Origin of the sequence: Rhodococcus sp. IEGM 1406 (genome assembly GCF_030056745.1) — a bacterium.
Taxonomy (GTDB): Bacteria; Actinomycetota; Actinomycetes; order Mycobacteriales; family Mycobacteriaceae; genus Rhodococcus_F; species Rhodococcus_F erythropolis.
This window is the reverse complement of record NZ_JASHKO010000006.1, coordinates 49,787-74,693: the sequence shown is the minus strand read 5'-3', so window position 1 is coordinate 74,693 and position 24,907 is coordinate 49,787. Positions and strand designations below refer to the sequence as shown.

At 62.8% G+C, this 24,907-nt stretch carries 24 protein-coding genes; 16 read left to right on the top strand and 8 right to left on the bottom strand.

Features of this window, described 5'->3' with window-relative positions; genetic code table 11:
- Positions 1–3: 3 nt before the first annotated feature.
- The gene (locus QM596_RS25470; protein WP_069146656.1) at positions 4–1,857 is read right to left on the bottom strand and encodes a glycosyltransferase; all 1,854 of its coding nucleotides are present in this window, start codon (positions 1,855–1,857) and stop codon (positions 4–6) included.
- Positions 1,858–1,992: 135 nt separating this feature from the next.
- Here QM596_RS25470 and QM596_RS25465 point away from each other — a divergent pair, with 135 nt between their 5' ends.
- Positions 1,993–4,212, top strand: coding sequence for a hypothetical protein (locus QM596_RS25465; protein WP_054188737.1), 2,220 nt, complete (start codon positions 1,993–1,995; stop codon positions 4,210–4,212).
- Here the strand turns inward: QM596_RS25465 and QM596_RS25460 are convergent.
- Positions 4,167–4,847: a class I SAM-dependent methyltransferase gene (locus QM596_RS25460; protein ID WP_078377455.1), complete on the bottom strand. Its 681-nt coding sequence runs from the start codon at positions 4,845–4,847 to the stop codon at positions 4,167–4,169. The two genes, QM596_RS25465 and QM596_RS25460, sit on opposite strands and share 46 nt — an antisense overlap.
- 108 nt (positions 4,848–4,955) lie before the next feature.
- On the opposite strand from QM596_RS25460, the gene QM596_RS25455 reads away from it, so the two are divergent.
- On the top strand, positions 4,956–5,984 hold the full coding sequence (locus QM596_RS25455; RefSeq protein WP_283310217.1) for a glycosyltransferase: 1,029 nt from the start codon (positions 4,956–4,958) through the stop codon (positions 5,982–5,984).
- Positions 5,985–5,986: 2 nt separating this feature from the next.
- Complete coding sequence (locus QM596_RS25450; protein ID WP_020905795.1) at positions 5,987–6,913, top strand: NAD-dependent epimerase/dehydratase family protein; 927 nt, start codon at positions 5,987–5,989, stop codon at positions 6,911–6,913.
- On the opposite strand, the gene rfbB is transcribed toward QM596_RS25450, so the two are convergent.
- Positions 6,910–7,917 carry a dTDP-glucose 4,6-dehydratase gene (gene rfbB / locus QM596_RS25445; protein ID WP_024488303.1) on the bottom strand — a complete coding sequence of 336 codons (1,008 nt, stop codon included), beginning with the start codon at positions 7,915–7,917 and terminating at the stop codon, positions 6,910–6,912. The genes QM596_RS25450 and rfbB overlap by 4 nt on opposite strands.
- A gap of 107 nt (positions 7,918–8,024) precedes the next feature.
- Here rfbB and rfbA point away from each other — a divergent pair, with 107 nt between their 5' ends.
- From rfbA to QM596_RS25415, 6 genes are all read left to right on the top strand, one after another.
- Positions 8,025–8,900, top strand: coding sequence for a glucose-1-phosphate thymidylyltransferase RfbA (rfbA, locus tag QM596_RS25440; protein ID WP_020905793.1), 876 nt, complete (start codon positions 8,025–8,027; stop codon positions 8,898–8,900).
- Between the two features lies 1 nt (position 8,901).
- Complete coding sequence (locus QM596_RS25435) at positions 8,902–9,513, top strand: dTDP-4-dehydrorhamnose 3,5-epimerase family protein (RefSeq protein WP_223257871.1); 612 nt, start codon at positions 8,902–8,904, stop codon at positions 9,511–9,513.
- Positions 9,513–9,983: a GtrA family protein gene (locus QM596_RS25430; protein ID WP_020905791.1), complete on the top strand. Its 471-nt coding sequence runs from the start codon at positions 9,513–9,515 to the stop codon at positions 9,981–9,983. The genes QM596_RS25435 and QM596_RS25430 overlap by 1 nt, the downstream gene beginning before the upstream one ends.
- Entirely contained in the window at positions 9,980–10,810 is an 831-nt protein-coding gene (locus QM596_RS25425; RefSeq protein WP_283310216.1) for a glycosyltransferase family 2 protein, read from the top strand. The genes QM596_RS25430 and QM596_RS25425 overlap by 4 nt, the downstream gene beginning before the upstream one ends.
- Before the next feature lie 69 nt (positions 10,811–10,879).
- On the top strand, positions 10,880–11,971 hold the full coding sequence (locus QM596_RS25420; protein WP_084325027.1) for a S1C family serine protease: 1,092 nt from the start codon (positions 10,880–10,882) through the stop codon (positions 11,969–11,971).
- 34 nt (positions 11,972–12,005) lie between these two features.
- Positions 12,006–12,866: an ATP-grasp domain-containing protein gene (locus QM596_RS25415; RefSeq protein ID WP_283310215.1), complete on the top strand. Its 861-nt coding sequence runs from the start codon at positions 12,006–12,008 to the stop codon at positions 12,864–12,866.
- Here the strand turns inward: QM596_RS25415 and QM596_RS25410 are convergent.
- The 3 genes from QM596_RS25410 to QM596_RS25400 are packed head-to-tail and all read right to left on the bottom strand — an operon-like array spanning position 12,852 to position 15,300.
- Complete coding sequence (locus tag QM596_RS25410) at positions 12,852–13,823, bottom strand: alpha/beta hydrolase (protein WP_031331132.1); 972 nt, start codon at positions 13,821–13,823, stop codon at positions 12,852–12,854. The two genes, QM596_RS25415 and QM596_RS25410, sit on opposite strands and share 15 nt — an antisense overlap.
- 19 nt (positions 13,824–13,842) lie before the next feature.
- A complete protein-coding gene (locus QM596_RS25405) occupies positions 13,843–14,769 on the bottom strand; it encodes a PIN domain-containing protein (protein ID WP_021332825.1) in 927 nt (308 codons plus the stop codon).
- A gap of 54 nt (positions 14,770–14,823) precedes the next feature.
- Complete coding sequence (locus QM596_RS25400; RefSeq protein ID WP_078377459.1) at positions 14,824–15,300, bottom strand: GtrA family protein; 477 nt, start codon at positions 15,298–15,300, stop codon at positions 14,824–14,826.
- Positions 15,301–15,363: 63 nt separating this feature from the next.
- Between QM596_RS25400 and dprE1 the strand changes: the two genes are divergently transcribed.
- The 5 genes from dprE1 (at position 15,364) to QM596_RS25375 (ending at position 20,913) form a co-directional block, all read left to right on the top strand.
- Complete coding sequence (gene dprE1 / locus QM596_RS25395; RefSeq protein ID WP_003943934.1) at positions 15,364–16,797, top strand: decaprenylphosphoryl-beta-D-ribose oxidase; 1,434 nt, start codon at positions 15,364–15,366, stop codon at positions 16,795–16,797.
- Positions 16,794–17,555 (top strand): decaprenylphospho-beta-D-erythro-pentofuranosid-2-ulose 2-reductase, encoded by a 762-nt coding sequence (gene dprE2, locus QM596_RS25390; RefSeq protein WP_019746424.1) that lies wholly within the window; start codon positions 16,794–16,796, stop codon positions 17,553–17,555. The genes dprE1 and dprE2 overlap by 4 nt, the downstream gene beginning before the upstream one ends.
- A gap of 90 nt (positions 17,556–17,645) precedes the next feature.
- The gene (locus tag QM596_RS25385; protein ID WP_283310308.1) at positions 17,646–19,499 is read left to right on the top strand and encodes a galactan 5-O-arabinofuranosyltransferase; all 1,854 of its coding nucleotides are present in this window, start codon (positions 17,646–17,648) and stop codon (positions 19,497–19,499) included.
- 73 nt (positions 19,500–19,572) lie between these two features.
- Positions 19,573–20,181 carry a TetR family transcriptional regulator gene (locus tag QM596_RS25380; protein WP_020905779.1) on the top strand — a complete coding sequence of 203 codons (609 nt, stop codon included), beginning with the start codon at positions 19,573–19,575 and terminating at the stop codon, positions 20,179–20,181.
- Positions 20,182–20,280: 99 nt separating this feature from the next.
- Entirely contained in the window at positions 20,281–20,913 is a 633-nt protein-coding gene (locus QM596_RS25375; RefSeq protein WP_195849558.1) for a hypothetical protein, read from the top strand.
- Between the two features lie 22 nt (positions 20,914–20,935).
- Here QM596_RS25375 and QM596_RS25370 read toward each other — a convergent pair whose 3' ends face one another.
- Positions 20,936–21,607, bottom strand: coding sequence for an MspA family porin (locus QM596_RS25370; RefSeq protein WP_020968119.1), 672 nt, complete (start codon positions 21,605–21,607; stop codon positions 20,936–20,938).
- Between the two features lie 335 nt (positions 21,608–21,942).
- Between QM596_RS25370 and QM596_RS25365 the strand changes: the two genes are divergently transcribed.
- Positions 21,943–23,775 carry a glycosyl transferase gene (locus QM596_RS25365; protein WP_019746419.1) on the top strand — a complete coding sequence of 611 codons (1,833 nt, stop codon included), beginning with the start codon at positions 21,943–21,945 and terminating at the stop codon, positions 23,773–23,775.
- A 9-nt stretch (positions 23,776–23,784) separates the two neighbouring features.
- Here the strand turns inward: QM596_RS25365 and map are convergent, their stop codons facing one another.
- A complete protein-coding gene (map, locus tag QM596_RS25360) occupies positions 23,785–24,549 on the bottom strand; it encodes a type I methionyl aminopeptidase (RefSeq protein WP_020905776.1) in 765 nt (254 codons plus the stop codon).
- 49 nt (positions 24,550–24,598) lie between these two features.
- Here map and QM596_RS25355 point away from each other — a divergent pair, with 49 nt between their 5' ends.
- Complete coding sequence (locus QM596_RS25355; RefSeq protein WP_003943854.1) at positions 24,599–24,868, top strand: helix-turn-helix domain-containing protein; 270 nt, start codon at positions 24,599–24,601, stop codon at positions 24,866–24,868.
- The last annotated feature ends 39 nt before the right edge of the window (positions 24,869–24,907 follow it).

Below are 24,907 nucleotides of genomic sequence, written 5' to 3'. Positions count from 1 at the left end.
GAATCACTTCTCGTACAGACGTGCCCAGTTCTCTCGACTCGTGAGTTCCGGCATCGCAGCACGGTACTTCGCCGACACGGCAGGTGCTTCCTTCTGGAATCGACGCAGTAGCTTCACCGTTCGGATCAAGAGAGCACGCGCCGTAGCCTTGTCTCGCTGCCGGATACGTACCCCCGACTGCGAAGCATCGGTGACGACTACATGGTCGAACTGCGAGATGTGCCACCAGTGCGCATCCTCGCGCGGAATATTGACCAAACCGCCACGGGTGCGCCCCAGCCACTGATTCAACCCACGTTTGGCCAGAATCACTCGCATCAGGCTCGGTTCACCACCGGCACGCTCGGTGTGGAGTTCGTTCGAGGCGATCGGGGCGGTAGCCGCATCGTGTTTGATCGTCTCGGCATACTGCGCTCGGCCGGCACGGATGCTTGCCATGGCCTCGATGCCGCCGTCCCGCAACGCTTCCGGACCGTCGAGATAATCCTCGATGCCCTTCAACGTCGTGAAGGCAAGGCCGTATTGCATTCCGACGAGGAATTCGGAGATCTGGCGGAAGAACTGACGTGAAAGTCCCTTGGTGTCGAGATCGCTGTGCAAAGACCCGACGACGAGGGAGTTACGCGTACTGAAGTAGCGGGCCCAGTCGTCGAAGTCCTTCCAATAGAAATCGGCATGCCACACAGCGGCGTTGGGCAACGTGACGGTGACAAACCCTGCTTTCCGGGCCCTGATTCCGTACTCGACGTCATCCCACTGAAAGAAGATCGGAACGGGTAACCCGATGGCTTCGACAACTTCGGCGGGGATCAGGCACGTCCACCAGGCGTTGTATCCCGCATCGACTCGACGCTCTTGACGCTTCTTGAGCATGCTCGTGTTGATGAGAGCCTTGGGCACTCGTTGCCCGTGATGGAGAGTCTTCAGATCTACGTCTTCGGCACCGACATTGAGGAAATCGGGATTGAGCAGATACATCATCTGCGCACCCACCAATGTCGGTTCCACCGTCATATTCGCAAAAGCGTTGAGGCGCAACACTGTTTCTGGTTCACAGAGAATATCGTCGTCCATCAGGATGACGTCGGCGAGATCTGCCCCCTCGGATGTAGCCTCGAAAAGCCCACGTGAAAAACCGCCCGCTCCGCCGAGATTCGGCTGCTGCAGATATTTCAGCTTCTCACCGAGCTTGTCTGCCGCCTCGACGAAGCGCGCCCGATCTTTCACCAGGTCGTTACCCTGATCGACGACGTACACGGAGCTGACGAGGTCACGCACAGTGGCATCGGAAGCCAGTGCAGCAACAGTCTCGGCACAATCGTCGGCCCGATTGAAGGTGCAGATCGCCACCGAGACCGGGCGAACCGTCTCCGGAGCGGCCACGGTCCATTCCAAGTGGTCGATCGTCATCGGAGCGTCGACAGAATCCACCTCGAGCCAGAGGGCGCCGCCGTCGACGAACTTGTCCAACGATGTGGTCAACGTGACCTCCGAGGACCCCGATCCGTCGCGGGTCTCGAGAATACGGCGATGCCCGGCGATATCCGAAGCAACCATCCGGACGCGGAACCGACCCTCGCTCTCGATCCGCAGCGAAGCCTCGACCTCAGTGACAGTCGTCCACCGCTGCCAGTAGCTGGCAGCGAAACGCCCGAAATAGGTGTTGGTGCTGATACGTGCGCCCTTGTCCAGAGCGACTCGGTGCCGGGTCCGCTCACCGGAGCCCTTCCGGAACTCGACGTACAGGTCGTCGTTGACTATCGGCGACATTCCGACGAACACGCCGCGCTGGACCACCAAACGGCGAGCCATGACCTGCCCGTTCTCCGGCGCCCCCACCTTTACCTGCTCGGGCATATGACTCCTACGTGAATCTTGAAAAAGCTGTACCTGTCACTCGCAGGGTATCCGAGGTGGAATTACCCCCGAAACTCGAAAACACAGCCTCGGCTACTGTCTCTGGTGCATCCACCCGTGCGACCTGGAGATCCCTTGACACTCGAACTACCCGCTCCCACCCGTCGGGAACGCTGGAGCTGGGGCGCTGTGATCCCAGCAGTCGTGTGCCTCGCATTCTTCGCGATCGTCACGGTGGACCCTCGCTACTTCTATGTCGACGACACCGAATCCGGTGCGGTCGGCAACTGGGTTCAGCTGGGCCATCTGATGCGAGAGGGACAATTCCCCTCGCTGGTTCTGGATCAGTGGATGGCTGGAAACTATCCGGTCGAGGGTCAGGGTGGGCTGTGGAACCCGGTCCAGATCTTCATCAACTACATCGCACCGTCCGTCGACAATCTCGCTTTGCTGGCCACGCTGGTGAAGTTGGCATTCGCGATCATCCTCGGATGGGGCGTCTATCGAGTCTGCCTCGAATACGGCGCGCGCCCCTACTGGGCGGCCGTCGCCGGAAGCGCAGTGCCCTTTGCCGGGTTCACTCTGTACTTCGAGTACCCGTCGTGGGTTACGTCGGTGATCGGAATGGCCTGGGTGGTGCAGGCGTGGGCCAGCGGAATTCGCTATGCCCGCGGCCGGTCGGGGCCGATACCCGTCTTCGTCTTCCTCTATCTCGCGATCAGCGTCGGATACGTCCATGCGGCATTGATGGCCGGAGTGACCGTCGGGGCACTGATGGTGGGCGAATACGTCCGCAGTCCGCAGTGGCGGACAACAGTGAAGCTCGGACTGGTCGGCGTCTCGGCCGCAGCCTGCGGCGCGATCACCTTTCTTCCCGGTCTGCTCTCCTCGGCCGTCACATGGCGCACCGGCGAAGAAGGTACGTTCAACGACAATTTCCTGACGGCACCGTGGTCGGAAACACTGACGGCGAGTATTCCGTCGTCCGTCTCGAGCATCGAGTCCTGGACGGGCGAAACCACCTACGCACCGATCACCTACATCGCCTGGTTCGCGATACCGGCACTGGCATTCATCGGCTGGCGGAAAGCACAGGGTTCGCTGCGAGAGTTGGTGACCCCGCTGCTGCTGTTGGCCTTCATTCTGCTGTTCACCGCGGGCCCCAGCGACATCGGCCAGATTCGGTGGCCGGCACGACTACTTCCCTTCGTCGCGGTGTTCTCCCTGGTACTACTCGGTGTGCTGCTGAGCCGATTCGGGACTTTGGACAAACTGCGATCACGCGTCATCGCTGCATCGTTGATCGTGTTCGTCTTGATGATTCGTGCCAGTTCTTCGGGTCCGCAGTACTTCATCCGGCATCTCACCTGGGCTGTCGTGATCATCGCCGTCGGAGCACTCGCCATCTACCTCGGTCGTAGATACGGCGCCCCGGCGATCGCAGGTCTACTGATTCTCACCATCGCTCCGGTGACTCTGTATCAAGTGATCGCGTATCCCCAGGCGCTGAACAAGTGGTACCTGCCGACCAGCCAATCCGAAGCCAAGGCGAACTTTCCGGATTTCCCGGGCACGACCCTTCAGCTCGGCAATCGCGCGCTGATCCGAATCGACGCCGAAACAACAGAACTCCCGTGGACTTCGCAGGTGTACGGAAACTACGCCAAGGTGCTCGATCTCGACTACGTCAACGCGTACACCCCGGTCGGCCACGCGGACTTCGCTTCGCTTCTGTGTATGGGATTCGACGGGTCGACGTGCGACGACGCCTACCGAAACGTGTTCAGGCCGGATGAATACACCGGTCGAACCAGCGCAGACCTGATGCTGCTCGACCGCGTCGTCCTTCAACGGAAGCAGTACCCGGGCGCTGACAACGAACCCGCCCCACCCGGGTGGCACTGGGCAGAAGTGCCCGAGGTCGCCCAGGACCAGATCTACGTCCTCGAACGCGACGCCGGCCCGATCTCCGGTCAACCGGGCCGTGTGTCGGCAACTGTCAATGCCGACGCACAGTCCGAGTACATGAGCGTCAAGAACGAGCGTGTGCGAGTCAGCTCACCGGGCGGTGGCAGCGTGGTATTCGCACGGTTGGCATGGCCGGGCTACACCGCGACCCTCGACGGCGAACCCATCCCGACCAAGGGCCTCGGCGGAACGTACCTCTACGTCGATCTGCCGCCTGGCACCGACAACGCGGAACTGGTGATCAACTTCCGTTCCCCAGGACAGAGGATCGGCTATGTCGGTATGGGCTTCGGGCTCGTTATCCTTGCCGGCCTCTCCGTGATCTACTACCGCGACAGGCGTCAGAGCCGGGACGGGACCTCCGCGATCACCACAGACTCGTTGTAGATGAACGGCTTTCCCATCCACCGCGGAAACGGGAACGACAGCGAGCGCCTGACTACAAGACCGTTGTCCGCACAGATCTTTTCGAGGTCGACGCCGTCGAGGAAGACGGTATGCGTGGGATCGCTGGCGAAGCCACGTTCCTGAGGGCAGATCAGCATGACGGTCGCACCCGGTTCCAGGAATGGAAGGTACTCGGCGACGATGCCGGAAGCTTCTCCCGCCGGCAGGTGCTCGAGGAGATGCGCCATCAGCATTCCGTCGAAGGTTCGCTGATCGCTTTCGGAGTGAAATTCCGCAGAAGAGTACGCCTCGAACCCGAGCGATCGACAGAACTCCACCGAATGTTCGTTGTGGTCCACCCCGACACTGCCAGGGGGAAGATTTCGCAGATTTCGGCCGATCCCGCAGCCGACGTCGAGCACCTTCCGGCCGCCGAGGAAACGTCGGATATTCCACTGATACGGCGCTTGCACGTTCAGAACGCGCTTCCATTTGGCGCCTTGAAGCTCACGCAACCGAGCCGTGTACTCGGTGTCGGTGGTATCACCGCTACCCGTATCGGCTCTCCCAGGAAGGCCTGTGTTCTCGCGATTGTTCTCGCGTCGATCGTTGGTGTGATCTTCGAACTCGGCCACTGGAGACTCACTTTCGTCGAGTGATCCGGATCATAACTTCACGATTCTCCGACATGTACGCCCCCACGCCGAGAAGCCGACCCTCGGCGACGTATACACTCCCCGCCTGTGAAGACCGATGGCACACCCGAGTCGGTGCAACCGCACCGAATTTCCGTCGTCGTGCCGGTTTACCAGGGCGAACACACTCTCAATGCACTCATCGACGAGATACTTCCCCTGACGAAAACCCAGACCACTCCCGGCGGGCGGCCGTTGGTCGTCGAAGAAGTCCTTCTCGTCTTCGACCACGGTCCGGACGGATCAGCTGCGGTCATCCGTGAACTCGCGAGACAACATGACTTCATCCGACCCATCTGGCTCTCGCGCAACTTCGGCCAACATCCGGCAACACTGGCGGGAATGGCGTCGAGTGGTGGCGAATGGGTTGTCACCATGGATGAAGACGGCCAGCACGACCCGGCCGACATCGGTGGACTCCTCGACACTGCACTGGATCAACAGGCCACCCTCGTCTACGCGCAGCCCGTGAACGCGGCACCCCACGGTGCGCTACGCAACGCGGCGTCGAAGTCGTCGAAATGGTTGACCACCAAAATTCTCTCGTCCGAGAACTCCGTGAAGTATCAGAGCTTCCGACTGGTCCTCGGAGAGGTCGGACGGTCGGTCGCCGCATACGCCGGATCCGAGGCTTACCTCGACGTGGCTCTGGGCTGGATCGCGGGAGAGGTCACCACCAGCCCGGTTCAACTGCGTGAGGAACGCGGACGCGCATCCGGATATCACCTCAGAAGCTTGCTGTCGCATTTCTGGCGAATGGTTCTCTCCAGCGGCACCAAGGGCCTGCGAATGGTCAGCTTGATCGGCTTCCTGTTCGCTGTCGGCGGTCTCGTCATCGTCCTCTACGTGTTGGCGTCGTACGCGTTCTTCGACGCCGGCGTCGAGGTACGAGGATGGGCGTCGACGATGATCGTGATGCTGTTCGGTTTCGGGGCAGTGCTCTTCTCGTTGGGTGTGATCGCCGAATACATCGGTGTCGCAGTCAAGACGGCAATGGGAAAGCCGCCGTACCTCATCGTCAGCGACCCCGCGTCAGGCCCGTTGGGGCGCCGGAACGCCACCGAGCCACCCGCGTAACAATGAATGTCCCCACGTGGGTAGTCGGCAGCGGCGGCCTCCTCGGCAGCTCCGTGGCCCGCGAACTCGAGCGCCGTGGGGCCGACATCCGCACCAGCCGCGTCCCGTGGGGCGAACCCGCTCTGGCCAGAGAAATCCTGTTCGCCGATGCCAGGAAACTGGTTACTGACGCCGCCGGCGGCCCGTGGCGAATGGCGTGGTGCGCCGGTGCAGGTGTGAACGGTACGAGCAGTGACGAATTCGCTCGCGAGAACCAACTCATGAAGGACGTTCTCGACGAGCTGGGGACGGCGGACGCAGGCGTCGGGACCGTCTTCCACGCTTCGTCTGCCGGCGGCGTCTACGCCGGAGCTCCCGGAGCACCGCACACCGAAACAAGCGCGACCAATCCACTGGCCGACTACGGGCGAGCAAAGCTCGATGCCGAATCGATTGTTCGCGAATTCGGCTCCAGGAGCGGAACCCGGACTGTCATAGGAAGATTCGCAAATCTCTACGGCCCGGGTCAGAATCTGGCGAAACCCCAAGGCCTGATTTCGCACCTCTGCCGAGGCTATCTGCTGTCGATGCCCATTTCGATCTACGTTCCCATGGACACGCTTCGGGACTACGTTTACGTCTCCGACGCGGCCGAAATGGTGGTCGACAGCTTCACCCGAGCGGAAGCGTCGCAGGAACCGACGGTCACCAAGATCTACGCGTCCGGACGCAGCGTCACCATCGGGGCGATCCTCGGCGCGTGCCACACCGTCTTCAGAAAACGCCCCAACGTTGTGCTCGCCAGTTCTCCACTCGCTTCGGCGCAAGCCCGAGACCTACGGCTGCGATCGATCGTGTGGACTGATCTGGACCAGCGCACACATCGCCCGTTGCCTGCCGGGATAGCGTCGACCCTCGACTCCATCCGCCGCAATCTGGCTGCTCGCTAGGAAGTGGTCTTCTCGCCGGCTGCCACGTATGCCTGCTCGGTCGCGTCCTTCTGCGGACGCCACCACTGTTCGTTGTCGCGGTACCAGTCGATCGTCGCTTCCAGACCACTGCGGAAGTCCTCGTAGCGCGGGGACCAGCCAAGTTCTTTCCGGAGCAGACTCGAGTCGATCGCGTACCTCACGTCGTGCCCCGGGCGGTCGGTGACAAAATCGAACTCGTCGGCGCCACGGCCCAATATCTGCAGAATCGACTCCATGACAGTTCGGTTGTTCACCTCACCGTCAGCGCCGATCAAGTAGGTCTGACCGATCCGGCCACCGTCGATGATCGCCCAGACCGCGCTGTTGTGGTCGTCGACATGAATCCAGTCACGGACGTTCAAACCGTCGCCGTACAACTTGGGACGCAATCCGGCGAGAACATTGGTGATCTGCCGCGGGATGAACTTCTCGACATGTTGATAAGGGCCGTAATTGTTCGAGCAGTTCGACAGGGTGGCCCGGACGCCGAACGAACGGGTCCACGCGCGCACCAACATGTCGCTCGATGCCTTCGTCGACGAGTAGGGGCTCGACGGGTTGTACGCGGTCGACTCCGTGAAACGGTCCGGATCGCCCAGTTCGAGGTCTCCGTACACCTCGTCGGTGGAAATGTGGTGATACCTGACGTCGTGCTTGCGCACAGCCTGCAGGAGCGTGAAGGTTCCCACGATGTTGGTCTGCACGAACGGCCACGGATCAGCGAGCGAATTGTCGTTGTGGGACTCGGCAGCAAAATGAACGACGACGTCGGCAGCGCCCACCAGTTCGTCGACGAGAACTGCGTCGGTGATGTCGCCGTGAACAAACGTGATGCGGTCGGCTATCGAATCGAGCGAAGACTTGTTGCCCGCGTAGGTCAGCGCATCGAGCACCGTGACCTCGGCGTCGGGGCGCTCTGCCACCGTCTGATGGACGAAATTGGCGCCGATGAAGCCTGCACCGCCAGTCACGAGAACTCTCACGTTTGCGCCTCCACGATCACCGAATCGAACCGATCTATCTACCGGCCACGCACGATACCGTGCGCCCGAGATTTGTTTCTCCAGCGAACACTGGAACACTTCGAGGCATGCGCGGAATCATTCTGGCGGGCGGCACGGGGTCGAGGTTGCACCCCATCACGCTCGGCGTGAGCAAACAGCTGGTCCCCGTCTACGACAAACCGATGATCTATTACCCACTCAGCACCCTGATGCTGGCCGGGATTCGCGACATCATGATCATCACCACAGAAGACGACGCACCGCAGTTCCAGCGGTTGCTCGGCGACGGCTCGCAGTTCGGCGTCGACCTGACCTACCAGATCCAGCACGAGCCGAATGGTCTCGCACAAGCCTTCGTACTCGGAGCCGGCCACATCGGTTCGGAATCCGCGGCCCTCGTCCTCGGCGACAACATCTTCTACGGCCCAGGTCTGGGCAGTAAGCTCACGCGTTTCGAGAACATCGACGGTGGCGCCGTATTCGCGTACTGGGTTTCGGACCCCACGGCTTACGGAGTCATCGAGTTCGACCGCGAAGGCAAAGCCGTCTCGCTCGAGGAGAAGCCGGCGAACCCGCGCTCCAACTATTCGGTGCCTGGCCTTTATTTCTACGACAACGACGTTGTCGCCATCGCCAAGGACCTCGAACCATCGGCACGCGGCGAGTACGAGATCACCGACGTCAACCGTGCGTACCTCGAAGCTGGCCGCCTCCAGGTCGAAGTACTTCCTCGCGGCACCGCGTGGCTCGACACCGGAACTTTCGATTCGCTTCTCGACGCATCGAACTACGTGCGCACGATCGAGGAGCGTCAGGGACTCAAGATCGGCGCGCCCGAAGAAGTTGCGTGGCGGCACGGATTCATCACCGACGACGAGCTACGCATTCGTGCTGAGAAGCTCCTCAAATCCGGATACGGAAAATACCTTCTCGAACTTCTCGACCGCGGCAAGGACTGGTGACATGGCAGATACTCACGTGATGAGCCAGTATCGCGAACTGAAAGTGCCAGGGGCCTGGGAATTCACACCCAAACAGTTCGGCGACGACCGTGGAGTCTTCCTCGAGTGGTTCCGTGAACCCGGATTCTCCGAGATCACCGGCCGCACCCTCGACCTTCAGCAGGCCAATTGCTCGGTCTCGGCTGCCGGCGTCCTACGAGGCATCCATTTTGCCGACGTCCCTCCCGGACAGGCCAAGTACGTCACGTGTGTCAAAGGCGCGATACTCGACATCGCCGTCGACCTCCGCGTGGGATCGCCGACCTTCGGCCAGTGGGATTCGGTCCTTCTCGACGACGTCGACCGCCGAGCGATCTTTCTGTCCGAAGGGCTCGGGCACGCCTTCCTGTCCCTCGAGGACAACTCGACAGTGGTTTACCTGTGCTCGACGGGATACGCCCCCGAACGTGAGCACGAAGTTCACCCCCTCGATCCCGACATAGCGATCGACTGGCCCACCGTGGGTCGCAGCGGTGAGCCCCTGAACATCACGCTCTCCGCGAAGGACACAGCGGCACCGTCGCTTCAAGATGCCGTGTCGGCAGGGCTGCTGCCCACGTTCGGCGAAGGCTGATGGCTTCACCGGATTCGACTGCAACACCCCCCGCCGGAATGACCGGCAGGCCGGGTCCGTTGATGCGCGTCGTCAAGAATCAGGCCCTTGCCTTTCTGCTCGTCGGTGGCGTCAACACGGCGCTCGGAACCGCCTGGTTCATTGCCTGGCAGATCGCGCTCGGCGATCAATTCGGCTACCACTTCGCGATCGTTGCCGGGTACGTCTGCAACCTGCTGTGCGCTTTTGCGATGTACCGCTACCTGGTCTTCGAGGTTCGCGGTCACTTCCTCCGTGACTTCTGGCGATTTGTCGTCGTCAATTTCGGCGCCTTCGTGATCAACCTCGCGCTGATGACCGTCGCGGTCTCGGTCCTGCACTTTCCTCCCATCCCGTCACAACTCGTCATCACAGCGGTAACCGCAACAGCAAGCTTCTTCGGTTACCGCGATTTCTCGTTCAGTCGAAACAAGAGAACAGGCAACTCATGACTCCGCGTGTTTCCGTCGTCGTCCCGGCTTACAACAATGCCGACTACATTGCCGAGACGATCGACTCGATCCTGAATCAGACCTACCAGGACTTCGAACTGATCATCTCGGATCATTCGTCAACCGACGACACCGTCAAGGTCCTGGCGCGATACGCCGACGATCCGCGGATCGAGATCCTGTCGACCGAGGCCGGCGGCGGAGCGAAGCGAAACTGGGACCGGGTCAGCGAAGCCGCGAACGGAGAGCTCCTGAAACTGGTGTGCGGTGACGACACCATCTACCCCGAGTGCCTGGCGGAACAGGTCGCGGCTTTCGACGAGCACCCCTCGGTGGTACTCGTGGCCTCGCAACGCAAACTGGTCGATGCAAACGGAAAGACCATCCTCTCCGCGCGCGGACTTGCAGGGCTGAAGGGACTGGTCACCGGGCGCGACGCGGCCCGAAAGACGGTAACGGCGGGAGCGAACATCTTCGGCGAGCCCGGATGTGTACTCATGAAGCGATCCGCCTTGAAGGCCATCGGATGGTGGGACGACACCAACCCGTACGTCATCGACGAAGCCACGTACACCGCCGTCGCACTCCAAGGCGACGTCTATACGATCGCCAAGCCCCTCGCGTCCTTCCGCGTCAACGCCGGACAGTGGAGTGTGCGTCTGGCCAAGGATCAGGCACGCCAGGCAGCGGCATTCCACAAAGATCTCCGGGAATCGGATCCGACTCTCGTCTCCGCAATGGACGTCCGAATCGGCGACGCACGCGCACTCGCCACCTCGTTCATGCGTCGCGGCGTCTACATGCTGTTGCGCCATCGCATGTCTTGATCGTTGCCGGTTGGGTAATCTTCACCTTTCACACTCGATGGGATGACGACCGGCGGGACGGACGGCTGGATGACCAAACGTGCGGGCAGACGCGGTCTGTGGACGGCCGCCGTTCTCGCAGCCGGACTCGGCGCCCTCGCACTGGTCGCACCGCCTCTGACGCCTGGCACGATCGAGTCCGCACCGGTCACGGTTATCACCACCACCCCACCGGCGCCGGTTGTTCCGCTCACCCCGGAGGAGCTCTCGGCCCAGGTGGTCCCCACCATCGTCACCATCACCGCGCCGGCCGGATTCACCACCACCGCCGGAACCGGGATCGTGCTCTCCCCTGACGGAGTTGTGCTCACGAATCACCACGTCATCAGCGGGGCCTCGGATGTCACTGCCGTCAGCATGTCCAACGGACTGATCTACGACGCCGAGATCCTCGGGTACGACAGCGTCAGCGACCTTGCCGTCCTTCGACTCGCGGGCGCCACGGATCTGCCGGTGGCTGTGGTCGGCAAATCAGCAGAAGCCACTCGTGGGGATGCCGTCACCGCAATCGGAAATGCGGAAGGCGGCGGAGTGCCCGTCCCAGCTCCCGGCGTCATCACCAACCTCGGTGTCACCGTCAACACCCGCAACGTGTCCGACGGATCGCGAAACCAGTTGAAGGGCCTCATCGAGGTCGACGCGGACATCCGGCCGGGCGATTCCGGTGGCCCCCTGGTCAATGCCGTTGGCGAGCTGATCGGCGTCAGCAGCGCGGGCAACGCCGTCACCGACCGCAGCGAAACCTCGCCGGCGCCTCAGTCCTACGCGATACCGATCGACACCGCACTACCGATCGTCGAGCAGGTACTCGGCGGCCGCTCCTCCGAGACCGTGCGTGTGGGACCGACACCCGTACTCGGTGTCGCGGTGAAGGATCACGCGGAGATGCCGGCCGGCGCGGAAGTTGTTGCCGTGAGCTTCGATTCGCCGGCCGAGCGGGTGGGGCTGACCAAAGGTGCGGTCATCACCGAGTTCGGTGGCAGCCGGATCGCGTCGTCCGCTGATCTCAACGCGGCGATGAGCTCGCGCCGCCCCGGCGACACCGTCGCGGTGACGTGGGTGGACGCAACCGGGCAACCCGGGACCGGTTCGCTGGTCCTCGACGAGGGGCCACCTCGCTAGTCGTACAAGGCGCCAGCCGTGAAAGCATCGTGGCATGACCACGGTTCTCCTGCTCACCTGTGACGGCGCCGCCCGCGAGGCGGATGTCGAAAGCAAACTCGTCATGGAAGCTCTCACCTCCTACGGCATCGCGTCGACGATGGCGCCGTGGTCGAGCCGGTCCCTCCTCGATATCGACGCCGACCTGGTTCTGATCCGGTCGACCTGGGACTACACCCAGCGCCTCGACGAATTTCTTGCCGTTCTCGATCAGCTGACCGCCCCGATCGCCAACCCGCTCCCGATCGTCGAGTGGAACGCCCACAAGGGATACCTCACCGAACTTGCCGCGGCCGGCGTACCTATCGTTCCAACCGCTGTGATCGCTGCCGGAAAGCGCGAAACACTCACCCTCCCTTCGTTCGAGGGTGCCGAGGTCATCGTCAAGCCTGCAGTGTCCGCCGGCGCTGTCGGAGTGGGAAAGTTTGCCGCCGGGTCCGAACAGGCCCACGCTCACCTCACCTCGATCCTCGAGAGTGGCAACGACGCGTTGGTCCAGCCCTTCATCTCGGACGTCGTCGACGGCGAGCGCTCGATCATCCACCTCGGCGGACGCTACTCCCATGCCGTCCGGAAGATCCCAGCCACCAACGACTTCCGTGTGCAGGAGTTCCACGGCGGAACCAACTACCTCCACGAGCCTTCCGCCGCCGAACTCGCGGTGGCCGACGCGGCACTGGCCGCGACCCCATGCGGCCCCGGCGAATTGCTTTACGCGCGTGTGGACGTCGTGGGTCCGGTGGATCAACCACTGCTCATGGAAGTGGAACTGATCGAGCCCGAACTCTTTCTGCCATTCGCCCCTGGATCTGCCGACGCCCTCGCACGGGCAGTTGTCGCGTCACTGCGCACGTGACTCCTGGGGCGGGACAGCATCTAGCCTGGCGCGAATGAACCTGGCAACGTCACGTAGCGCGGCCCTGCTCTCCGGCAAGCCAGGCCAGACGGCGGGAAACGCGTGAACCTGGCCGTTCCAGATCTGCAGCGAGCACGGCACCCCCGCGGCGGCGAGCCGTTGCGCCATCACCTCCGAATCGACTCTGAGCACCTCGGATTCGGCGGCGATCAGCAACGACGGCGGCAAAGCTGCAAGATCGCCGTCGACGGGCGAGTTCGTCTGTCCGCCAAGCTTTCCGATCGCCATCAATGCCGACACCGGGGCGATCACGTCGCGTCGAGCGTTGGCATGGACCGATTTGGTGGTGCAATCGAGATCGAGGAGCGGCGAGAGGCCGACAAGACCGGCCGGAACCTCGAGCCCCGCGGAAACTGCTGCAAGCGCCGTCGCGAAGACCAGGAAACCTCCGGCCGAATCACCAACGAAGACAACCTTTTCCGGCAAGGCTCCCTGTTCGAGGAGCCACCGGTACGCATCCAGACAGTCGTCGACGGACCCGCTGATGCTCGTGCTCGGCAACTGCCGATACGCGATGTGCAGGACCGGAAGGCCGGTTCGCTTGGCGATGCTGGCAACGACCGGCCGATGCGTGTTGAGCCCGCAGCACATGAACCCGCCGCCGTGCAGGTAGAGAACTACACCCTCGCGCAGATCAGCCGTCGATCCTGCCGTGCGCACGAGTTCGCCGTCGAAACCTGGAAAACGCATCGCTTCCCGATCGATCCCGGACGGAATGCGTACACCCGCGGCCGAGTCCAGAACTGCGGCGCGGCGCATTGCGCCAGGCGTCAGCGGCGCGATCCCGACCACGGGCCGAAGCATCCATCGACACGCGTTGTAGAGGACCTGCGATTCGATACTCGGCCTGCCGTATCGAGTTCCGGTCCTACGACTGACTGTCGGCAACAGAGACATCTGTCCAGATTAGAAGCGATCAGGCACCGAAGAGGTCGACTTCGTCGAGATCGTCGACGATCGTGACCTTTCGTTTCCGCCCGCCGATGACCTTGCCCAGACCACGCAGTCCACCGGACTGAGCTTTCGGGGCGGGCTCGATGCGCTGCGGCGCAACTCTCGTCCGCGCTGCACGCTGTACGGGCTTGGGTGCGGGAGCTGATGCCGGTGCCTCCGGAACGACGGGCGCCGCCGGAACCTCGGGTTCGGGAATCTCTGCTGGAACGACCGCTTCCGGCTCCACGAAGCCCTGAGCAACCGGCGCCTCGGGCGCGACCTCAGCGACCTCAGCCACCTGCTCCACCTGCACCGGTCCGTCGATCACCGGGATGTCCGACGCCCAGCGGACCCGATACTCGAGGCCGCGCGATGCCAGTTCACGCGCGAGATCCGCGTGCCAGACCCCGTCTTCGCCGTCGCCGTATGCCCGTGCGTCGGTACTGACCCAGATGACGTCGACCTCCGGGTTACGGTCGGCGAGATCGAGCACGGTCAGCCAGTTCAGCGTCGCCGGGTAGCCGTCTCGCTTCTTCTTGTCGGTATAGGGCCGACGCAGCGAGATCGCCCTCTCGGCCACCTCGAGATGCGACACGTCGACTGGATCGACCACTTCGACGCCGATCGCCACGAGGTCTTCGATCACGTCGTCGACGTAGCCGTCGGCCTTGTCGTGAGCCGCGTCGACGAACCTGGTGAGGTCGCGCCGCAACCCCAGTCGGTCGTACATGCGCGCCTGGACGCTCAGGGCCGCGATCATCTCCGCCGATTCCTCGCGGTAGCGGCTCGCAACTTCGAGCACGACCAATCGAGGCACGACGACGCGGTGTCCGAGTGCGCGAGCGTCGGCGATGGCGGCGTCGAACCGTGCGCCCCTGGTCAGGGCCGAAGAATCGAGAACGATGATCATGGGCTCGATTCTCTCTCGAGAAACCGGACGAATGCGCTAATCCACCCCGAACCGTTACTTGATCTTGAAGATCACTGCCCGCTGAACGATGAAGTTGATGACCGTCGCGGTGCCCTGCGCGATGACGAAGGCCAGCGGCATGCGCCACCACTCGTCGGCGAGCACATGCACCATCAGCGCGTTGAGCCCGACCTGAACCGCAAAAGTGACCGCGTACAGCACGACAACAGCGATGAAGCGGGCGCGAGAAGGCTCGGCCTTGAACGTCCACCGCCGGTTGATCAGATACGCCGTCGTAGTGCCGGCGATAAAGCTGATCGACTTGGCCACGCTCAGATCGAGGCCGACGACCTTGAACAGGAATGCGTACAGCCCGTAGTCCACGACCGCCGACAGCCCACCCGTCGCGACGAACCGGACGATCTGCGTTTTCAGGTCCATCGCGTCGTCGGCGATGTCCGTCGTGACAGGAATCTCGACGGGCAGCGGGACATGGGGTTCGTGCTGGTGACTTGCAGGTGTTTCGGGCACGACGACGAGAGTAACCACTCGAGTCGGAGCCGTCGGCACTACTCCCAGGTAACCTCTACCTTGATGTCCACGACAGCAGAAGAGACGCCGCAGCCGGCTCTCCACACCCAAGCCCGCACCCTCACCGGTTGGGGACGCACCGCCGCCACCACCGCACAGGTGCTGTCCACCCCCGACGTGGAAGTGATCGCCAACGCGGTCGCCCAGGTTGCGGAACAGAACGATTCCAAGCCATCGCATCTGCGACGCGGTGTCATCGCGCGCGGCCTCGGCCGCTCGTACGGCGACCCGGCGCAGAATGCCGGTGGGCTGGTCATCGACATGAATGCACTCAGCCGCATTCATCGCATCGATCGCGACACCGCCCTGGTGGACGTCGACGCCGGTGTGAATCTGGATCAGCTGATGAAGGCTGCTCTGCCGTTCGGCCTGTGGGTTCCGGTCCTGCCGGGTACTCGCCAGGTCACGATCGGCGGCGCCATCGGCTCGGACATCCACGGCAAGAACCACCACAGCGCAGGTAGCTTCGGCAACCACGTCGTGTCGTTGGATCTACTGACGGCCGACGGCAAGGTTCGCACGCTCACCCCCAAGGGCGGGCGCAACGACCCGAAGGCCGCACTGTTCTGGGCCACAATCGGCGGCATGGGCCTGACGGGCATCATCTTGCGGGCAACCATCAAGATGACACCGACCGAGACGGCGTACTTCATCGCCGACGGCGACGTCACCAACAGCCTCGACGAGACCATCGCGCTGCACAGCGACGGCAGCGAGGCCAACTACGAGTACTCGAGCGCCTGGTTCGACGCGATTTCCGCGCCCCCGAAGCTCGGCCGTGCGGCAGTCTCGCGCGGATCTCTGGCGAAGCTCGACCAGCTTCCGGCCAAGCTGCAGAAGAACCCGCTCGCCTTCGATGCGCCGCAGTTGCTGACGTTCCCCGACGTCTTCCCCAACGGGCTGGCCAACAAGTTCAACTTCACCGCGATCGGTGAGGTCTGGTTCCGCAAGTCCGGCAAGTACCGCGGCAAGGTCCAAAATCTGACGCAGTTCTACCACCCGCTCGACATGTTCGGTGAGTGGAACCGGGCGTACGGATCCAACGGATTCCTGCAGTACCAGTTCGTGGTTCCGCCGGAGGCCGTCGACGAATTCAAGAAGATCATCGTCGACATCCAGCGCAGCGGGCACTACTCGTTCCTCAACGTGTTCAAGCTGTTCGGCGAGGGCAACCAGGCGCCGCTGAGCTTCCCGATCCCGGGCTGGAACATCTGCGTCGACTTCCGCATCAAGCCGGGCCTGAACGAGTTCGTCACCGAACTCGACAAGCGTGTCCTCGAATTCGGTGGGCGCCTGTACACGGCCAAGGATTCGCGGACGTCCGCGGAAACTTTCCACGCCATGTACCCGCGCATCGACGAGTGGATCGCGACGCGCCGCAAGTACGACCCCACAGGCGTTTTCGCCTCCGATATGTCCAGAAGGCTGGAACTGTGATCAACGCTGTAGGTAACCCGCAAACCGTTTTGCTTCTCGGTGGAACCTCCGAGATCGGCCTCGCCATCTGTGAGGAATACCTGAAGAAGGCGCCGCTCCGCGTCATTCTGGCGGCTCTTCCCGGCGATCCGGGACGCGAAGCTGCGGTCAAGCAGCTCGAAGCGAAGGGTGCCACCTCGGTGGAGCTCATCGACTTCGACGCCGTTGATTTCGAATCGCACCCGAAGGTGATCGACCAGGCGTTCTCGAACGGGGACGTCGACGTCGCGATCGTCGCCTTCGCACTGGACGGTGACTCCGAAGAGCTGTGGCAGAACCAGCGCAAGGCGGTTCTGGTCGCAAACGTGAACTACACAGCGTCCGTCTCGGTCGGTGTTCTTCTCGGCGAGAAGATGAAGGCTCAGGGCTTCGGCAAGATCATCGCGATGTCGTCGGTTGCCGGCGAGCGCGTCAAGCGTGCCAACTTCGTCTACGGCTCCACCAAGGCAGGCCTCGACGGTTTCTACCTCGGACTCGGCGAGGCTCTCGCGGAATTCGGACCGCAGGTCACCGTCGTTCGCCCCGGCATGGTGCGCACGCAGTTCAGTGCCCACGTCAAGGAAGCTCCGCTGACGGTCAACAAGGACATCGTCGCGAAGCTCGCTGTTGCCGCCTCGGACAAGGGCAAGGAAATCGTCTGGACTCCCGGCCCGTGGCGTTTCGTCATGATGGGTCTGCGCCACGTGCCGCGCCCGATCTTCCGGAAGTTGCCGGTTTAAGCTCCTCCCGTGCCAGAAACAACGACTGCTCCGAGTACAGAACTTTCGACCCCGTCGCCGTGGCGTAATGCCGCGGCGACGGTGGTGGAAATGGCCCTCGGAGCGCTGGTCGCCGCTGTTGTAGCCGCTGTCGGGCTCTTTGCTTTCGGCCGAGTGCAGTGGCCGGCGTTCACGTCTTCCAACGTCACGCAGGCCGTCACGACGGTGCTGCAGGTGCTCTGCATCGCAGTGGTCGGTGTTGCGGTTCTGATGTTCCGCGCCCGCAAGGCCGAGCGGGTCGCAACACTCCTCTCGTGGGCCGGGCTCTCCGGTTTCGTCACCACGACGCTCGGACTTCCCCTGGCCGCGACGAGTCTGTATCTGCACGGCGTCTCGGTCGATCAGCAGTTCCGGACCGAGTACCTGACCCGGCTGACGGATTCGGCTGCGCTGCAGGACATGACGTACGTGGATCTGCCGCCGTTCTACCCGGCCGGCTGGTTCTGGATCGGTGGACGCGTCGCGAACCTGCTGGGCATGGACGGTTGGGAAGCCTTCAAGCCCTACGCGATCGGCTCGCTGGCTGTCGTCGCCGTCGTTGCACTCGTGTTGTGGACCAAGCTGATTCGACGCGATTGGGCCGTAGTCGCAGCGTTGGCCGTCACTGCCGTCGTGTTGGCGTACAACTCCCCCGAGGCGTACGGCGCCGTCATCAACCTCCTGATCCCGCCGGTGCTGATCCTGGCGTGGGGGGCTCTCGATCGCCCGGGTGCCTCTCGATTTGCCGGAGCCGGCGCAATTCTCGGGACGGGCCTGTTCCTCGGTTTCGCCGCAACCGTCTACACGCTGTACCTCGGATTCGCCGCATTCGCCGTGACTCTGATGGCCGTCGTTGCCGCAGTACTTGCCGCCCGCGCCCAGAACACGTGGAAAGCCGCGCTGGGTCCCCTAGTCAGGCTCGCCGCAATCGCGGTGATCTCGGGTCTGGTCGCTCTGACGGTCTGGGCGCCTTACCTGTTGAAGGCACTCTCGGGTGCCACTGCAGAATCCGGCACGGCAATGCACTACCTCCCCGATTCCGGTGCGGTACTGCCCTTCCCGATGCTGAGTTTCTCGCTCGTCGGCGGACTGTGCCTACTCGGCACGGTCTGGCTGATTTCTCGTTTCCTCTTCTCCCGCCGCGCCCGGGCACTCGGTATCGGTGTCATTGCCGTGTACCTGTGGGCACTGCTGTCCATGACGTTCACCGTCGCCGGCAGTACGCTCCTCGGCTTTCGACTGGAGCCGGTCCTGATCGGACTCCTTGCCGCCGCCGGCGTGTTCGGATTCTTCGAGTTCGCCGGTTGGATCGTCCTGGCCACCAGCGAAAATCCCCGCGTCAAAGCGGTACTGGTTGCACTCGGTGTCATCGGAGCCATCGCCTTCGCGCAGAACATCCCGCAGGTGCTGGCGCCGGATATCGCTGTGGCATACAGCGATACCGACGGCAACGGCGAGCGCGGGGACAAGCGACCTCCCGGGGCCGAAGCCAATTACGCGGACATCGACCGGATCATCCGCGAACAGTTGGGACGTGAACCCCATGACACGGTGGTACTCACCGCCGACATCGGCTTCCTGAGCTTCTACCCGTACTTCGGTTTCCAAGGTCTGACGTCGCACTACGCAAACCCCCTCGCCGATTTCCGTGCCCGCGCCGCACTGATCGAGCAGTGGTCGGAACTGAAGACCCCTGACGAACTGATAGCTGCGCTGGACGCGTCGCCGTGGCGCAGTCCCGACGCCTTCGTCTTCCGCCAGGGCGCCGACGGGTACACACTGCGGTTGGCCGAGGATGTCTACCCCAACGACCCGAACGTCCGCCGCTACACGGTCACGTTCCCCAAGGAACTGTTCGACGATCCTCGTTTCACAGTCACCGAGCAGGGCCCGTTTGTGGTCGTTACCCGCTCTGACGCGATCTAACCAGGAGATACGTCACAAAAGGCTTACCGTCGGGGTCGTTGACGCGACCCCGACGCACCCCTAACTTCATACCGTGACCCGAACCGATGCCCGAGCGGCAATGATCGATGCAGCCGAGCGTCTGGTTGCCGAACGAGGTCTGGCCGCTCTGACGCTTCGTGATGTTCAGACCGAAGCCGGACAGGCCAACAAATCGGCTGCGCAGTATCACTTCGGTTCACGTGAAGGTTTGCTGGCGGCCGTCGTCGAGTCCAGAATGCGACCTGCCGGTGAGCGTCGACGCGAGTTGCTCGACACGATCGATCTCGACCCGAATCCACCGACGATGCGTGCCCTCGTCGAGGCTCTCGTCCTGCCGTTGGCGGAACAGACCATCTACCGCGAAGGCACGTTGTACGCACGGTTCCTGGTGCAGTCGATCTTCGACCCGGCCATGTCGTCGACCATCCGTGATCACATGCAGGCCGAGAGTTTCCGCGAAGTTCAGCGGCGGATAGTCGCTGCGTCCTCGTTGCCGGCAGAGATCGCCGAACTTCGGGCGGCAACTCTGACCGTGCTCGCCGTCGTCACTTTTGCCACGTGGGAGGGTCGCGTCGACAGCCGAGAACGTGCTCACGTGATTGTTGCCGACCTGATCGAAAGTTGCCTCGGAGCACTCTCGGCCCCGGCTGCGCAAATCTGACACGCTGTCCGGCGAGTTTGTTTCCGAAACTGCCGGGGTACTCAGCCCCTCCAAGCGCAGTCGAGCAAACGGCCGCATCAACCACCGGCGGGGTAGGTGATGACAGTGAGCGAACTCGTTACGCAAAGCCGCGAGCTTGTACCGCATCGTGCAGTTCTCGATTCCGCAGAACATGTTCTGGTCATTGCGCGCGGCAAACCGTTCGGGCGCGAGCAGGCCTTCCACGAAGTGTTGAGCGTCGCGATTCGCAATCGCATCGAAGTACTCACTCTGGCAAGGGCTCTCATCGACGTTTCCGAGTCCCGCGACTACCGCGCGATCCCGACCGACACCGCACACACCGTTGCGGTGCTCGAATGGGGTGAGCTACTCGAGATCCCGACCGAACACCACGAGAAGTCCAGAGCCGAATCGGCTGGAGACGCCGATGAATCGAACGACTTCGACGATCCGATCGAGCCGGAGTATCTGGTCGAGACCGACGTGGGCGGACGCGTCGTCTTCGTCGCCCTCGCGTTCACGATCGGCGGGATAGTCGGATTCTTCGCGCACGACTGGGCGCTTCTGCTTCTGATCACCGCCGTGTACCTCGTGTGGATCGCGGCACGGCTGGTCGCGAAACTCGTCAGTGTTTCCCGCAGTGCCCATTGGGCGGACGCCGAGCCTATTCGTGGCACCGATTCGACAACTCACAACGCGGAACGCTCCCACCACCACGCTGTTGCAGCGTGAGGGCGGGAGCGCCCGTACTGCACTACAACCGTTGCGGCACACCGTAAGTGACGACGGTATCGCCATTCGACGTGACAGCCTTCGCGTAGGGCCTGATGGTTACCGGCCCGATTGCTCCCTGTACGTATCCGTGAACTCCGGAGAGCCGGACGGCTGCTTCAGGTCCGTCGAATTCCTGGTCTTCGAGTAGCGCGACGTCGGTGATACCGCCCGGCGCCAGATCGACGTCCAGTTCCTGTGAAGGAATGATGTCGCCGCCGATGGCGAACCCGTTCGAAATGTCCAGGCCCAGTTCGAAGTCCGGAACCAGACCGATACCGAGGTTCGTTCCGCTCTCGACTGCCCAGTCGAGGCCGGGACTGTTGAGAACAACCGTCGCGCCGGTCAACGCGATCGGGTAGCCGATTTGATAACCGATCGTCAGCTTCGTTCCGGTGAAGCTTGCCGCGTCCGGCCCGTCGATCTTCACGCCGGCAACCCCGTCGTGGAAGAACTCGACGCTCAGCGGTGAGCTGTCGAGAGGCGGAAAGACGTGGATAGCGGTATCAGCCTGATAGACCTCTATCCGATTTCCTTTGACGTCGGTGATCGAACTGGTGTTGTCGACGCCTGCCGACGCCGTCCCACCCCCCAGGACAACGGCCAGTAAGGCCACTGCTCCCACTGCGCTACTGCGAACTGCTGTCTTCGACATGCACAAGCACCATCCCATCCGGTATAGGCCCCGGACGTAGGTTCCAACTCTTCGTCGAGGATGGGATTCGTCGGGGCTGCCTGAACAAACGCGAGCAAGATCCTTGTTGCGATACCCCGGTCACGAACCCGTCAAACGATGCACGAAAACATTACTTTCCGGACAAGTCGGGTGGCCCGGTTTGTCCCGTCGGCTGCGCCCGCTCGCGGACGCGAACCGTTTTGTTCGTTACTCTGACAGAGGAAGTTATCGAATCGAGACCTAAATAGGCCACCCCGAACTTCTGAGAACTGCCACTTCAGGGATGGGCGCCAGAACCGAAAGGCACCGACTGCATGACCGAGACCTTGCCCGACGTCCAACTGCTCGAAGAAGCACGTCCAGGGCGAGTCCGTTCAGCAGTGCGGCGCTCGGTCGTCCAGCGCGGGCGTCTTGTCGACCTCGCGATCATGGCGACGTTCACCGTTGCGGCGATCTACGTGATGTCGAACCTGTGGAGCGATCTGCAGTCCGGCTATCTGTTCAACGCGGGCCGCGACCAGGCCATGTGGGAATGGTTCTTCGCCGATACCGCTCACGCCCTCGCCCAGTTCCGCAGCCCGCTGTTCAGTGACCTGCAGAATTACCCGCTCGGCGTGAACCTGATGGCCAATACCGCGATGTTCGGCATCAGCATCCCGTTGGCCCCGATCACGCTGATCTTCGGACCGACAGCCACGTATGCGATCGGGCTGACCGCCGGCCTCGGCGGCACCGCCATCGCTTGGTACTGGGCATTCTCGCGGCACGTACTGACCGGTGTCTCCGTCCGCTCCAAGATCGCCGCCGCCGTCGGAGCGGGGTTCTGCGGATTCGCGCCCGCCATGATCTCGCACGCCAACGGTCATCCGAACTTCGTGGCTTTCTTCGTACTCCCCTTCATCTTCTTGCAGGTAGTACGCATCTCGAACGGCAAGCGTCCGGTTCGCGACGGAATCGTTCTCGGCCTACTCGTCGCGTGGCAGATCTTCCTCGGCGAAGAGCCGCTCCTCATCTTCACGATGTCAGCCATGGTGTTCGGCGCCGCCTATGCACTACCTGACCTGGCCAAGTCGCGCCAGGCGATCAAGCGCGCGATGCCCGGTCTCGTGATCGGCGGCGCGGTCACACTCCTGATCACCGCGGTGCCGCTGTGGTCGCAGTTCTTCGGCCCTGCGAGCTACGACGGCGTCTCACACGGTCAGGCAGGCAACGACACCGCTGCACTCACCACGTTCCCGACCGAATCGGTTGCGGGTGATCCCGAGGGCGCGGAGTTCCGAATGAACCCGACCGAGGAGAATGCGTACTTCGGATGGCCGTTGGTGCTCCTGCTCCTCGGTGCAACGGTGTGGCTGTGGCGCATCCGTCTGACCCGCGCTGCCGCCGCCGTGATCGTGGTGATGGGTGTGCTCTCGCTCGGTTCCGAACTGACCATCGACGGTGACAAGACCGGCATCACCCTGCCGTGGAAACTCCTCGCCGACTTGCCGTTGTTCGAATCGGTGCTCGAATCCCGATTCGCCATGGGCGCGATTCCGGCGATCGGGCTGCTGCTCACCCTCGGCACCTACCGCGCTTTTGTCGAACTTCGTGGACCGCGCCGCACGGCCGCCGGTGTCTGGCTGGTGGCGCTCGCCGTCGCGATGATTCCCCTCATCCCGACCCCCATCGACGCCGATCAGCGATCTGCGACGCCCGAATTCATCACCAGCGGCTCGTGGGAGAACTACGTCAGCGACGGCACTCTGGTGACGGTCCCTGTCGCGAGCGCCGAGGACGCCCGCGCACTGAGCTGGCAGGTCGACGCCGACTTCGGCTTCCCCATTGCCGGCGGGTACTTTGTCGGCCCGGATTCGAAGACCCGCGCCGGAATCTACGGCGCCGAGTCCCGGCCCACCTCGACCCTGCTGGTCAATGCCAAACAAACCGGCAAGGTCCCGTTGATCGACGTGGGCACCAGGGCGAACGCACTGACCGACCTGCGGTACTGGCACGCCGATGTACTGGTGCTTCCCCGATTCTCCGGCGACGACGCCCTGCGCCACACGGTCGACGAACTGGTCGGCTTCGACGCCAAGCGCGTCGACGACGTGTGGGTGTGGGACGTACGAGACCTCGTGAGCGGCAAGACCTCCAACCAGAGCTAAGCGGGTTGATCAGCGGGTCATGATCACCGGACCGTCTTCGGTGATCGCGACAGTGTGCTCACTGTGCGCAGCCCTGGCGCCCGAAACGGTGCGAAGGGTCCACCCGTCGGCGTCGTGCCGGTAGTCGTCGGTTCCGTCGGCGATGAGCATCGGTTCGATGGCGATGACCAGGCCGGGCCGTAACCGGAAGCCTTTGCCTGCTCGACCTTCGTTGGGCACATCCGGCCCTTCGTGCATCTCGCGGCCGATGCCGTGCCCACCGTGATCGGCGAGCATTCCGTATCCGAGGCCGCGCGCGTACTGTCCGATCGCGGCACCGATGTCGCCCAATCGGTTTCCGGGCTGGGCGGCGGCAATGCCACGGGCTAGTGCCTCATCGGTCGCGTCGATCAGTGCCTGATCCTCACTACTTCCCTGTCCGACGGTGAAGCTGATGGCGGAGTCGCCGCACCAGCCGTCGAGTCTCGCACCGCAGTCGATACTGACCAGGTCACCGTCACGGAGTCGGTACCCATTCGGGATACCGTGCACCACAGCATCGTTCACACTGATGCAGGCGACGCCGGGAAAGGGTATCGGCGCCGTCGCCGGCCGGTAATTCAAGAACAGCGCCGAGGCGCCGGCAGCCGAAATGACCTCCGCGGCAACGGCGTCCAATTCGAGCAACGTCACTCCGACGCTCGCCGCCTCACGCGCCGCAGCCAGAGCCTGCGCGGTGATTCTCCCCGCCGCCGCCATCGCGTCGATTTCCCCTGCGGTCTTGATTTCGACCATCTCGAACACCTTCCTTGTCGAATAACTATACCGGTATTACTATAAGCACATGGTGCGCGTGCCGCTGACGGCGGAAGAACTCGAACGAGGACTACGACTGGGTGAACTCCTGCGATCGGCGCGGGGGGACCGAAGCATGGTTCAGGTAGCGCTCGACGCCGGTATTTCCGTCGAAACGCTGCGCAAGATCGAAACCGGACGCATCGCGACACCCGCCTTCTTCACCATCAGCGCGGTCGCGGAAGTGTTGGGTATTTCACTCGACACCATCGCCCGAACACTTGAAACACCACAATCCGAACAGGAAGTTGCATCCTGAGTAGTTCTCTCAGGATGTGTGGGCCCGCACTCGCCTAAC

Excerpts from the sequence above, each read along its gene's own strand:
- QM596_RS25470 (WP_069146656.1), bottom strand. The coding sequence starts at position 1,857 with ATGCCCGAGCAGGTAAAGGTGGGGGCGCCGGAGAACGGGCAGGTCATG.
- dprE1 (WP_003943934.1), top strand. The coding sequence starts at position 15,364 with ATGTCCACGACAGCAGAAGAGACGCCGCAGCCGGCTCTCCACACCCAA.
- QM596_RS25410 (WP_031331132.1), bottom strand. The coding sequence starts at position 13,823 with ATGTCTCTGTTGCCGACAGTCAGTCGTAGGACCGGAACTCGATACGGC.
- QM596_RS25365 (WP_019746419.1), top strand. The coding sequence starts at position 21,943 with ATGACCGAGACCTTGCCCGACGTCCAACTGCTCGAAGAAGCACGTCCA.
- QM596_RS25405 (WP_021332825.1), bottom strand. The coding sequence starts at position 14,769 with ATGATCATCGTTCTCGATTCTTCGGCCCTGACCAGGGGCGCACGGTTC.
- QM596_RS25415 (WP_283310215.1), top strand. The coding sequence starts at position 12,006 with ATGACCACGGTTCTCCTGCTCACCTGTGACGGCGCCGCCCGCGAGGCG.
- map (WP_020905776.1), bottom strand. The coding sequence starts at position 24,549 with ATGGTCGAAATCAAGACCGCAGGGGAAATCGACGCGATGGCGGCGGCG.
- QM596_RS25375 (WP_195849558.1), top strand. The coding sequence starts at position 20,281 with ATGACAGTGAGCGAACTCGTTACGCAAAGCCGCGAGCTTGTACCGCAT.
- QM596_RS25355 (WP_003943854.1), top strand. The coding sequence starts at position 24,599 with ATGGTGCGCGTGCCGCTGACGGCGGAAGAACTCGAACGAGGACTACGA.
- rfbA (WP_020905793.1), top strand. The coding sequence starts at position 8,025 with ATGCGCGGAATCATTCTGGCGGGCGGCACGGGGTCGAGGTTGCACCCC.
- QM596_RS25435 (WP_223257871.1), top strand. The coding sequence starts at position 8,902 with ATGGCAGATACTCACGTGATGAGCCAGTATCGCGAACTGAAAGTGCCA.
- QM596_RS25425 (WP_283310216.1), top strand. The coding sequence starts at position 9,980 with ATGACTCCGCGTGTTTCCGTCGTCGTCCCGGCTTACAACAATGCCGAC.
- QM596_RS25420 (WP_084325027.1), top strand. The coding sequence starts at position 10,880 with ATGACCAAACGTGCGGGCAGACGCGGTCTGTGGACGGCCGCCGTTCTC.
- QM596_RS25385 (WP_283310308.1), top strand. The coding sequence starts at position 17,646 with ATGGCCCTCGGAGCGCTGGTCGCCGCTGTTGTAGCCGCTGTCGGGCTC.
- QM596_RS25450 (WP_020905795.1), top strand. The coding sequence starts at position 5,987 with ATGAATGTCCCCACGTGGGTAGTCGGCAGCGGCGGCCTCCTCGGCAGC.
- QM596_RS25430 (WP_020905791.1), top strand. The coding sequence starts at position 9,513 with ATGGCTTCACCGGATTCGACTGCAACACCCCCCGCCGGAATGACCGGC.
- QM596_RS25370 (WP_020968119.1), bottom strand. The coding sequence starts at position 21,607 with ATGTCGAAGACAGCAGTTCGCAGTAGCGCAGTGGGAGCAGTGGCCTTA.